A 9281-nucleotide genomic window follows, 5' to 3' on the forward strand; every position below is an offset into this window, starting at 1 on the left:
GATGGCCGACGGTGAGACGCTCTCGGACGTGAACACGGTGTCGGGTGGCCTCCGCGGTTGGCTCGGCATCTACCTCAGAGGAATCTGTATGGGTGCCGCGGACGCGGTGCCCGGCGTCTCCGGCGGCACCATCGCGCTCATCACCGGCATCTACGGACGACTCATCGACGCGGTGACCGCCATCGACGCCGACAACGTACTCCGCGTGCTCCGCGGCGTCACCGGCGACACGAGCGACGCGTTCGCCTCGTTGCGCGAGATGGACACCGCGTTCTTGGTGACGCTCGGCTTCGGCATCATGACGGCCATCGTCACCATCACGAGCCTCGTCGAAGTCGCCGTCGAGAGCGTTCCGGTTCCGACGTTCGGGTTCTTCTTCGGACTCATCGCGGCGTCGGCGCTCGTACTCATCACCGAAGTGTCGGTGGACACGCCCGGCCGTCTCGCGGCCTCCGTCGTCGGCTTCGCCCTCGCGTTCGTCGTCTCCGGAGAGGCGCAGTCGGCGCTCGGACACAGCCCCGTCGTGACGTTCGTCGCCGGTGCTATCGCCATCAGCGCGATGATTCTGCCGGGCATCTCGGGGTCGTTGCTGCTGCTCATCCTCGGGCAGTACTTCTTCATGACCGACACCCTCTCGACGTTCCGCGACGGCGTGTTCGGCCTCGTCGGCGGCGGGAGCTTCGACGCGCTCACCGGCCCGTTCGTCACCATCGTGACGTTCTGTTCGGGCGCGCTCGTCGGCCTGTTCACAGTCGCCCACGCCGTCGACTGGGCGCTCGAACACTACCGCGAGGCGACGTTCGCGTTCCTCATCGCGCTCATCTTCGGCGCGCTTCGCGCACCCGTCTCGCAACTGTCGACGAGTCTCGCCGAACACGGCGGGTCGTGGACGGCCGAAGTGCTGGGCATCTTCGCCGTCGCAGCGCTCGTCGGTGGTACGCTCGTCGTCGCCGTCGACCGTATCGCCGGCATCGACCTCGACTGAAAAATCGAATGTCGTTTTCTGCGCTCCTCTCGTTCTTCTCGTTCTTCCCGTTCTTCTCGTTCTTCCCGTTCTTCTCGTTCTTCCCGTTCTTCGACTACTCGCGCGGCACGGCGAGGTTTCTGACGTCGCCGCCACAGGACGAACACGTCGTCAGATGGTCGGTGCTCGTCTCTCGACTCCCGCAGGTGAGACACTCGTAGTAGCCTCGCTCGGGGCTGTACGGGTCGACGGGCGCGTTGTAGATTGCCATATCCAAGTGTGGCAACCAGTGACATATAACAGTTGTCCTGAAACGAACCAATACAATATTAGTGCATTCTAGGCCCTATTTCGGGTGATTCGGTACAGAACCGTTCGCTTGTCCAAAATTGACAACAAGGGCCTTCGTTCGTCAATTCTCTCCTTGACAGTTCGCCGACCGGAGGATGACTGTAGTCCCTCAGCGCGACGCGACGCAGAGGAACGTCTCGATGCGTGACTCCGCGTGTTCGACCGAAAAGCCGGCCTTCTCGAACGCCGAGACGGCGTCGCCGACGCCGTAGCGTTCGTCGGTCGGCGGGCCGGCCGCGCCCGCGCCCGTCGCGTTCCAGTCGACGGTGACGACTCGCCCGCCCGGTCGGAGCACCCGCGCGAGTTCTGCCAGCGAATCGGGGCTCGCAAACTCGTGGTAGGTCATCGTCGAGAAGGCGGCGTCGAGTGCGCCGTCGCCGAACGGCAGCGACGACACGTCCGCGACGACGGTTTCGACCGTCTCGGGCAGCCCTTTCTCACGGTACAGGTCGTGCATCTCGTCTTGGACGTCGACGGCGTAGAGGTGACCGACGTACGGGGCCACGTCGTCGGTGTAGAAGCCGGTGCCGCTGCCGAGGTCGGCGACGGTCATCTCCGAGTGCGGTCGGAGTGCGGTGACGAGTTCCTCCGTCGAGAGGTGACGGTAGCGTCCCGCGTCCTCCAGCGCGTCGGCGCGGTCGATGTCGAACGTGTGGAAACCCATGGAGGTCGTTCGTGCGGCGGCGTAAGGAAAGTATCGGGCGGAGAGCAGCGGACGGGCGAAAGCGGGGAGAGACGAACGAAAGAGCGAACGGCCACCCCCGTGAACCCGAACTGTGAACGTCAGAGAAGCGAACGCCGACGACGCGTCGGCGGTCGCGGCCGTCGCTCGGGAGTCGTGGCACGCCGCCTACGACGACCTCCTCTCGCCTTCGGTCGTCGACGAGACGGTCGACGCGTGGTACGACCCGACCGACCTCCGCGAGCAAATCGCACAGAGCGGTGAGGGTGGGTCGGGCGTCTACGTCGCCGAAATCGACGGGTCGGTCGTCGGGTTCGCGCACGTCTACGGCGGGAGCGACGGGCGAAACGACGCGTCGACGGCGCGTTCTACTGCGGCGACCGCCGAACGCGAACTGGGCCGTCTGTACGTCCGCGAAGCACAGTGGGCACGCGGCGTGGGGACGGCGTTGCTCGACCGAGCGGCGACAGACCTCGCCGCCGACGGTGTCGAGCGACTGCGGACGGTCGTGTTCGCGAACAACGACGGGGGGAGACGGTTCTACGACGCGCGTGGTTTCGAGGTGCGCGGCGAACGAACCGAAGCGTTCGGTGGCGAACGCTACGACCAACTCGTGTTGGTCGCGTCGCTCTCAGAGTTACGAAGCGAGTAGCCGCGCGGAGTTGCGGCATCGACTCACGGCGTCAGAAACTCGGCGACTCAGAGGTCGTCCAGTTGAATCGTCTCGTCGAGCACGAGTCGGGGACCCGCACCCGTCTCCAGAAACTGCTCGGCGTCGGCGAGCGTCCGTTCGCCCGCCTCCGAGTCGAAAGCGGCACTCATGGCCTCGCTGTCCTCGAAGTACAGTTCGAGTACGCCGTCGTACTCGGTCCGGTCGGGGTCTTTCGGCACCGACGTGACGTACTTTTTGAGGCCGGGCATCTCCTTTGCAATGGGGCTGTGCTCGTTCAACCAGTAGTCGACGAACTCGTCGTGGGTCATTCCGTCGCGGCGCACCAACAGTTCTACCAGTTTAATCATACGAAACTCACTCGCGGCGGCGACTTGCGTGTATCGGTCCCGGCGGTTGCAGCGGGTTCTGCCGGCTGTTCGGTTGCTTGTCCAAAACGGGAGTACGCTTAACTCTCTCCGTGCGCTTTCGAGAGGTATGAGCAGTGGTGTCCGACTCCGCCGACCGACAGACCGAACCTGCGAGCGCTGTGGCCGTCGCGAAGCCTGGTGCGACGACAGCGAGTCCTGGCGCGTCGCCGTCGACGACGCCGAGAAACCGCAGACCGGCAGCGTCCACTGTATCCACGAGTGGGATATCAACGGCACGTTCCTCCCCATCGAAGGGTAGTTCACACCATGCCTACCGCGTACATCACCGTCCCCGAGAGCGACGCGTCGACGCTCGCACGAACGCTCGTCGACGAGCGACTGGCCGCTTGCGTGAACCAGTTTCCCTGTGCGTCGACGTATCGCTGGGAGGGCGACGTCGTCGAGGAAGAGGAAGTCGTGCTACTGGCGAAGACGACCGACGAGGCGTACGACGAACTCCGCGACAGAGTGCTCGAACTCCACCCACACGAGACACCCTGCATCGAACGGTTCGACGAAAGCGACGTGTTGGACTCGTTCGCCGCGTGGCGCGCGGGTGCGGTCGGGTCCGACGAGGCGTAAACGAAACCCTCGGTGGTTCTTACCGCAGCGACTCCAGCACCGAGAGCGTGCCGTCGCTGTAACTCTCGTCGAGAACGGTTGCGGCGGCGGCGCGTGCCCGGTCGTCGGCGTTGGCGACGGCGTAGGACTCGTCCACTAACTCGAACGTCGAGACGTCGTTTTCGCTGTCGCCGATGGCGACGAACGTCTCGGGGTCGAGCGAGAGCGTCTCACAGACCGCTTTCAGGCCCTTTCCTTTCGTCACTCCCGGCGCTTTGACGTGATAGGCGTAGCCGGTGTCGACGACCTCCATCCCGAACTCGTCGGCGACCGCTCGAAGCAAGGCTTCGTCCGATTCGATGTGGACCGCGATTTCGGTCTCGCGCCAGCGGTTCGTCGTGTCGGCGTCGCCCCACCCGAGGTCGCCGCCGCGGGCGACGAACTCCTCGGCGACGGCCTGTGCGCGGGCGCGGTCACCCGTGACGGTCACCTCGTCGGCGGCGTAGACGACGCCACCGTTCTCGGCGACCACCGTCTCGGGAATGCCGACGAAGTGACAGAGTGCGACCGGGTAGGGAAACGACTTGCCGGTTGCGAGTACGACGGGCGCGCCCCAGTCACGAAGCACGTCGAAGATTCGCGGGTCGACCGTGCCGTTCGAGCGGGTGAGCGTGCCGTCGATGTCGAGAGCGAGGGGGCGATTCATGGCCGGGGTTCGGCTTCGAGCGCGTAAACCTCGTCGGATTCGGTGTGTCCGCCGACCGAAGGGAACCGAGACGAGACGGGGTGGTTGGTGACGGGACGGGTCGAATCGCAGCGAGACGAAGTGAAACAAACTGGGACAGTGACGTGTCGCCGAGGAAAGCTTTTGAGCGATTTGAACCATTGTTACCATGAACCATGAAGAAACTCATCAACGAACCCGGTGATTACGTAGACGAGATGCTCGACGGAATGGTCGCCGCGCACCCGAAGCGCGTCCGACGCCTCGACGGAACCAAAGTGCTCGTCCGCGCCGACGCGCCCATCGACGGCAAGGTCGGCGTCGTCTCCGGCGGCGGCAGCGGCCACGAACCGACACACGCCGGCTACCTCGGCGAGGGAATGCTCGACGGCGCGGCCGCGGGCGAGGTGTTCACGTCGCCGACGGCCGACCAACTGGAGGAGATGGTCAACGCCTGCGACGGCGGTGAAGGCGTCCTCTGCGTCGTCAAGAACTACGAAGGCGACGTGATGAACTTCGAGACGGCCGGCGAGATGGCCGAGATGGAGGAGGTCGAGGTGGCGCAGGTCGTCGTCGACGACGACGTTGCCGTCGAAGACTCGCTGTACACGAGCGGTCGACGCGGCGTTTGTGGCACCATTTTCGTCCACAAAGTCGCCGGTGCGAAAGCCGCCGCGGGCGGCGATTTGCAGGAAGTCACGGAAGTCGCCGAGAAGGTCGTCGACAACGTCGGCACGATGGGGATGGCACTGACGTCCTGTATCACCCCCGAGAAGGGAGAACCGACGTTCGACCTCGGCGAGGACGAAATCGAACTAGGCATCGGCATCCACGGCGAACCCGGCGTCGAACGCACCGACGTGATGAGCGCCGACGAGGTGGCAGAACATCTCACCGAGCAGGTACTCGACGACCTCGAACTCGACGACGGCGACGAGGTCGCCACCATCGTCAACGGGATGGGTGGCACGCCGATGTCGGAACTGTACATCGTCAACCGGCGCGTCCAAGAGGTTCTCGGCGACCACGGCCTCGAGACGTGGGACGCGTGGGTCGGCGACTACATGACGTCACTGGACATGATGGGCTGTTCGGTCACCGTGCTTCGTCTCGACGACGAACTGAAAGAGTTGCTCGGCGCGCCGGCCGACACGCTCGCGCTCAAGCGCATGGACTGAGCCGTCGTCTGCGAGACGCCACGGACCGACCAGACCGACCAGACCGACCACCACGACTACCCCCGACTGTTTTTACGCGAAGACGCGGCCAGACGCCCCGTGAGCTAACGAATCGCCGCGCGACGTCTCGCGAGAGTACGACACCGCGTCGCGCGGATGCGGACGAGTCTCGGTCGTGTCGTCTGTACGCTACAGAGGAAATCGTCCCGGTAAGCTACTGCCACCGACACAAACACTTTGCGCCGTGGGGTCCCTCTATCGGACATGGCAGACGCGGAGATTCAGCGGGAGGCGATTCTGGCGGCCATCGACAACGTTGCCGCGCGAATCGCCGAGGAGAAGTCGTATCTGACCGACCTCGACTCGGCTATCGGCGACGCCGACCACGGGGCGAACATGAACCGCGGGTTTCAGGCCGTCGTCGAGGCACTCGACGGCGACGACGCCGAGGAGATGGGACCTGACGACCTCGTGAAGATGGTCGGCAAAACTATCATCTCGAACGTCGGCGGCGCGGCGGGGCCGCTGTACGGCGGGTCGACGATGCTCGCCAGCGCAGAACTCGAAGGCGGCATCACCGCCGAGACGAGCGTCGCCTTCGCGGAGACGTATCTCCAGAAGGTCCAAGACCGAGGCAAGGCCGAAATCGGCGCGAAGACGATGGTCGACGCCCTCGTGCCGGCGGTCCACACGTACAAGAAGTCCATCGAACAGGACGACCTGCCGCCGTTGACCGCGCTCTCGAAAGCCGTCGACGCCTGCGAACGCGGCGTCCGCTACACGGTGCCGCTACGGGCGCGGAAAGGCCGAGCGTCGTATCTCGACTGGCGGTCGGTCGGTCACCAAGACCCCGGCGCGACGAGTACGCTGTTCATTCTCGAAGAACTGCTCGAAACGGCCGAGGAGTATCTCGACGGCGAGGTGGTTCGGGACGCTCGGTCGCCGGACGTGCCGGACGAGTCGCCCGAGGAAGCGGCCGACGAAGCACTCGACGGGGAGGACGAGTAGATGGTCGGTCTCGTGGTCGTCTCCCACAGTCAGAAAGCCGCCGAAGGTATCTGCGACATCGCCGCGCAGATGGGCGGCAGCGACGCACGTATCGAACCCGCCGGCGGTGACCCCGACGGCGGTATCGGCACGAGCGTCGACCGTATCGAGGATGCCATCGACGCCGCCGACGACGGCGACGGTGTCGTCGTCCTCGTCGACCTCGGCAGCGCCGTGATGAACGCCGAAGTGGCGATGGAGATGGGCGATGCGACCGTCCGAATCGCCGACGCCCCGATTCTGGAAGGCGCGCTCAACGCCGCCGTCGAAGCCAGCGGGTCGAAAGCGACGCTCGATTCGGTCGTCGAATCCGCCGAGGAGGCCCGTGAGTACCGGAAGCTGAACTGACTGCTCTCGGTTCGGCCGCTGTGACACTGCGTCGGTGTGAGTGGTCGCCGGCTACTGTTTCGACGGGGAGTCGAAGCACTCCGACAGAGTCAGCGCTAGAGTATGTCTCAAAGAGTCACAAAACTGCTTATCTCGCTACTCGTAGACACCCATTCAAAGACAGTCGGGGCGGCCGGGCACTTCGGGCACCGAGGAACACACAACACGACTCAGAGGACTCACGGATATGACAACGATTGCAGAACTACGTATGCCGACCGAACAGTTCGCTCTCGAAACGCTCTTCGACCGACACCCGGGTGTCGACGTCGACGTACTCCGGACCGCAGGACACGGTTGGGGGACGCCAACGGCGCTGTTGTGGTTCGGCGACGCAGGAGATGTCGAAGAGACTCTCCACGACGACTCGTCGGTCGAAACGGCGACGTTGTTGACCGAGTCGAACGGGAAGCGACTCTATCGAATCGAGTGGGAAACGTCCGTGAGAGAAACTCTCGAAACGCTTCTCGGGGGGTCGACACTGCTCGGTGCGTCGGCAGACGACGGACACTGGCAGTTTCGAGTGCTGTTCCCGCGTCACGACCAACTCGCGGCCGCACACGACCGCTGGGAGGCCGACGAGTTGGCCGTGACCGTCGAACGTATCACCGAACTGGACGAGACGTTCGGCCGGGGAGAGTTCGCACTCACCGACGAGCAGAAGGAAGCCTTCGTCGTCGCCCACCGTCGCGGCTACTTCAAGGTTCCACGCGACGTGACGCTCACCGAACTCGCCGACGAAATCGGCATCACTCAGCAGGCGCTCTCGGAACGACTCCGCCGGGCACACAACTCGCTGGCCGAGAGCACGCTCCATCTCACCGAACTCACCGAGGACGAAGTCGAACCGCTCGGGTAAGCTGAGCGGCTTCGACGACTGCGTGCAGCGTATTGGAGAGACTCTGGGGTCTCACGAACGTCGACGCCGAAAGCTGGGAGACGCGTATCGGAACAGCCGAACCGAGACCCGCGAAAAATGGGTGGTCGTCGTTCGTCGGTCGCTCAGAGGCCGAGCGTCGGCACGTACGACGAGTCGGGCAGGATACCGAGGATGGCGAGCACTCCGATGAGCAACGACCCGATGACGATAGCCGCCGCCGGCGGGTCCCAGTGCGTGTCACCGTGCGCGTAGAAGACACGCTGGAACGCCTCGGCGGACAGCCCCGCGACGAGGCCGAACACCGCCCCCACGAGCAGGCCGACCGTCGTTGCTCCCGTCGGGTCGCCACCGACGGCCGCGACTGCGCCTGCGCTCCCGATGAGCGTGATGTGGTGGGTAACCGGCGTCTGTTCGACGCCACAGTTCAGGAAGACCAGCGACGCCGCGCTGATACCGAACCCGAGGAAGACGAGTCCGGTTTCGAGCGCGATGAACGCCCCGAGCAGGCCGCCGAAGACGCTGAGCGTCGCGACGTTGACCCACTTGTACTGGTGCGGCAGCCACGGTTCGACCGCAAGCCGTGACTTCGTCACGACACCTCCGTCCGTCTGTGGCTGGTTCGTCCCACCGTCGGCAGCGGCTTCACCCGCACTGGGACGCATCTCCTCGCGCTCGAACGGCGACATGTCGAGGAGGCTCCCGCCACGGACGTCGCCGATAATCGGGTAGCCGAAGGCGACTCGATGGATGAGCGCCGAGAGAACGACACCCATCGCAATGGAGTCCCACGGGAGCAGGAAGACGTTCGACAACTGGGTAATCCAGTAGCCGACGACACCGAACACTGCTCCCACGAGGAGCACGTCGGGTTTTGTCCCCTGTGCGAAGAGGATGTTCTTCGCCTCGTGGTAGTCGAACCCGGTGTCCATGTACCCCTGCTTGGCAGCGTACGCCGTCGCGGCCGCCCCGCCGGCGAAACTGATAGCCGGCGAGAACGGCGGACCGAACGCGATTGCACCGGTGATACCCGCTGCCTCGGGGCTGACGAACTCTGCGACCTGTCCGGCAATGACCATGAAGCCGGTGAAGATGAACGCCGGGAGCGCTCCGAGCGCCGCGCCGAACGCGCCGCCGGCGAGCGCCGCCAGAATCATCACCGGGTCGACGAAGACGCCGAAACTGGTCTGCATGACCGGGATGAACCCGGCGAAACCGACTGCAGTGAGTGACCCGAATTTCAGCATCGTCAGTCACTCCCGTCGCGCGCCCAGTCGAGCGAGCGTTTGACCGCTTCCTGCCAGCGTTCGTGGCGACCTTCGACGTTCTTGCCGTCCTCGGCTTCGAACTCACGGTCGACCTGCCAGTTGTCGCGCAGTTCGTCGAGCGTCTCCCAGTAACCGACGGCGAGGCCCGCGGCGTACGCCGAC

General features: G+C 64.7%; 13 protein-coding genes and 1 pseudogene. 8 read left to right on the forward strand and 6 right to left on the reverse strand.

Going from position 1 to position 9281, the window contains the following annotated elements; translation table 11 throughout:
• Window position 1: 1 nt before the first annotated feature.
• Entirely contained in the window at window positions 2-985 is a 984-nt protein-coding gene (locus AUR64_RS10280) for a DUF368 domain-containing protein (protein ID WP_058581807.1), read from the forward strand.
• Between the two features lie 94 nt (window positions 986-1079).
• Here the strand turns inward: AUR64_RS10280 and AUR64_RS20470 are convergent, their stop codons facing one another.
• Complete coding sequence (locus AUR64_RS20470; protein ID WP_155120563.1) at window positions 1080-1235, reverse strand: rubrerythrin-like domain-containing protein; 156 nt, start codon at window positions 1233-1235, stop codon at window positions 1080-1082.
• 189 nt (window positions 1236-1424) lie between these two features.
• The gene (locus AUR64_RS10290) at window positions 1425-1979 is read right to left on the reverse strand and encodes a class I SAM-dependent methyltransferase (protein ID WP_058581809.1); all 555 of its coding nucleotides are present in this window, start codon (window positions 1977-1979) and stop codon (window positions 1425-1427) included.
• A gap of 112 nt (window positions 1980-2091) precedes the next feature.
• Here AUR64_RS10290 and AUR64_RS10295 point away from each other — a divergent pair, with 112 nt between their 5' ends.
• Window positions 2092-2649: a GNAT family N-acetyltransferase gene (locus AUR64_RS10295; RefSeq protein WP_058581810.1), complete on the forward strand. Its 558-nt coding sequence runs from the start codon at window positions 2092-2094 to the stop codon at window positions 2647-2649.
• A gap of 47 nt (window positions 2650-2696) precedes the next feature.
• On the opposite strand, the gene AUR64_RS10300 is transcribed toward AUR64_RS10295, so the two are convergent.
• The gene (locus tag AUR64_RS10300) at window positions 2697-3017 is read right to left on the reverse strand and encodes an EthD family reductase (RefSeq protein ID WP_058581811.1); all 321 of its coding nucleotides are present in this window, start codon (window positions 3015-3017) and stop codon (window positions 2697-2699) included.
• A gap of 127 nt (window positions 3018-3144) precedes the next feature.
• Between AUR64_RS10300 and AUR64_RS10305 the strand changes: the two genes are divergently transcribed.
• Together AUR64_RS10305 and cutA are read left to right on the forward strand one after the other, a co-directional pair.
• Window positions 3145-3336, forward strand: a complete 192-nt coding sequence (locus tag AUR64_RS10305; protein WP_058581812.1) for an HEWD family protein — start codon at window positions 3145-3147, stop codon at window positions 3334-3336.
• Between the two features lie 8 nt (window positions 3337-3344).
• Window positions 3345-3659 carry a divalent-cation tolerance protein CutA gene (gene cutA / locus AUR64_RS10310; protein ID WP_058581813.1) on the forward strand — a complete coding sequence of 105 codons (315 nt, stop codon included), beginning with the start codon at window positions 3345-3347 and terminating at the stop codon, window positions 3657-3659.
• Between the two features lie 19 nt (window positions 3660-3678).
• Here the strand turns inward: cutA and AUR64_RS10315 are convergent, their stop codons facing one another.
• Window positions 3679-4344: a phosphoglycolate phosphatase gene (locus tag AUR64_RS10315; RefSeq protein ID WP_058581814.1), complete on the reverse strand. Its 666-nt coding sequence runs from the start codon at window positions 4342-4344 to the stop codon at window positions 3679-3681.
• A 194-nt stretch (window positions 4345-4538) separates the two neighbouring features.
• On the opposite strand from AUR64_RS10315, the gene dhaK reads away from it, so the two are divergent.
• The 4 genes from dhaK to AUR64_RS10335 all read left to right on the forward strand — a co-directional run bounded on the left by dhaK (window position 4539) and on the right by AUR64_RS10335 (window position 7833).
• A complete protein-coding gene (dhaK, locus tag AUR64_RS10320; RefSeq protein WP_058581815.1) occupies window positions 4539-5540 on the forward strand; it encodes a dihydroxyacetone kinase subunit DhaK in 1002 nt (333 codons plus the stop codon).
• Window positions 5541-5804: 264 nt separating this feature from the next.
• A complete protein-coding gene (gene dhaL / locus AUR64_RS10325; protein WP_058581816.1) occupies window positions 5805-6548 on the forward strand; it encodes a dihydroxyacetone kinase subunit DhaL in 744 nt (247 codons plus the stop codon).
• The gene (gene dhaM / locus AUR64_RS10330; RefSeq protein ID WP_058581817.1) at window positions 6549-6935 is read left to right on the forward strand and encodes a dihydroxyacetone kinase phosphoryl donor subunit DhaM; all 387 of its coding nucleotides are present in this window, start codon (window positions 6549-6551) and stop codon (window positions 6933-6935) included.
• Between the two features lie 250 nt (window positions 6936-7185).
• Complete coding sequence (locus AUR64_RS10335; RefSeq protein WP_058581818.1) at window positions 7186-7833, forward strand: helix-turn-helix domain-containing protein; 648 nt, start codon at window positions 7186-7188, stop codon at window positions 7831-7833.
• A gap of 143 nt (window positions 7834-7976) precedes the next feature.
• Here the strand turns inward: AUR64_RS10335 and AUR64_RS10340 are convergent, their stop codons facing one another.
• Both AUR64_RS10340 and AUR64_RS10345 read right to left on the reverse strand, forming a co-directional pair.
• Entirely contained in the window at window positions 7977-9044 is a 1068-nt protein-coding gene (locus tag AUR64_RS10340) for a hypothetical protein (protein WP_058581893.1), read from the reverse strand.
• A gap of 56 nt (window positions 9045-9100) precedes the next feature.
• Window positions 9101-9281, reverse strand: a pseudogene (locus AUR64_RS10345) (glycerol kinase); the annotation flags it as partial.

Source organism: Haloprofundus marisrubri, from assembly GCF_001469955.1.
GTDB classification, from domain to species: domain Archaea; phylum Halobacteriota; class Halobacteria; order Halobacteriales; family Haloferacaceae; genus Haloprofundus; species Haloprofundus marisrubri.

Excerpts from the sequence above, each read along its gene's own strand:
- AUR64_RS10300 (WP_058581811.1), bottom strand. The coding sequence starts at position 3,017 with ATGATTAAACTGGTAGAACTGTTGGTGCGCCGCGACGGAATGACCCAC.
- cutA (WP_058581813.1), top strand. The coding sequence starts at position 3,345 with ATGCCTACCGCGTACATCACCGTCCCCGAGAGCGACGCGTCGACGCTC.
- dhaL (WP_058581816.1), top strand. The coding sequence starts at position 5,805 with ATGGCAGACGCGGAGATTCAGCGGGAGGCGATTCTGGCGGCCATCGAC.
- AUR64_RS20470 (WP_155120563.1), bottom strand. The coding sequence starts at position 1,235 with ATGGCAATCTACAACGCGCCCGTCGACCCGTACAGCCCCGAGCGAGGC.
- dhaM (WP_058581817.1), top strand. The coding sequence starts at position 6,549 with ATGGTCGGTCTCGTGGTCGTCTCCCACAGTCAGAAAGCCGCCGAAGGT.
- dhaK (WP_058581815.1), top strand. The coding sequence starts at position 4,539 with ATGAAGAAACTCATCAACGAACCCGGTGATTACGTAGACGAGATGCTC.
- AUR64_RS10340 (WP_058581893.1), bottom strand. The coding sequence starts at position 9,044 with ATGCAGACCAGTTTCGGCGTCTTCGTCGACCCGGTGATGATTCTGGCG.
- AUR64_RS10335 (WP_058581818.1), top strand. The coding sequence starts at position 7,186 with ATGCCGACCGAACAGTTCGCTCTCGAAACGCTCTTCGACCGACACCCG.
- AUR64_RS10315 (WP_058581814.1), bottom strand. The coding sequence starts at position 4,344 with ATGAATCGCCCCCTCGCTCTCGACATCGACGGCACGCTCACCCGCTCG.
- AUR64_RS10280 (WP_058581807.1), top strand. The coding sequence starts at position 2 with ATGGCCGACGGTGAGACGCTCTCGGACGTGAACACGGTGTCGGGTGGC.
- AUR64_RS10290 (WP_058581809.1), bottom strand. The coding sequence starts at position 1,979 with ATGGGTTTCCACACGTTCGACATCGACCGCGCCGACGCGCTGGAGGAC.
- AUR64_RS10305 (WP_058581812.1), top strand. The coding sequence starts at position 3,145 with ATGAGCAGTGGTGTCCGACTCCGCCGACCGACAGACCGAACCTGCGAG.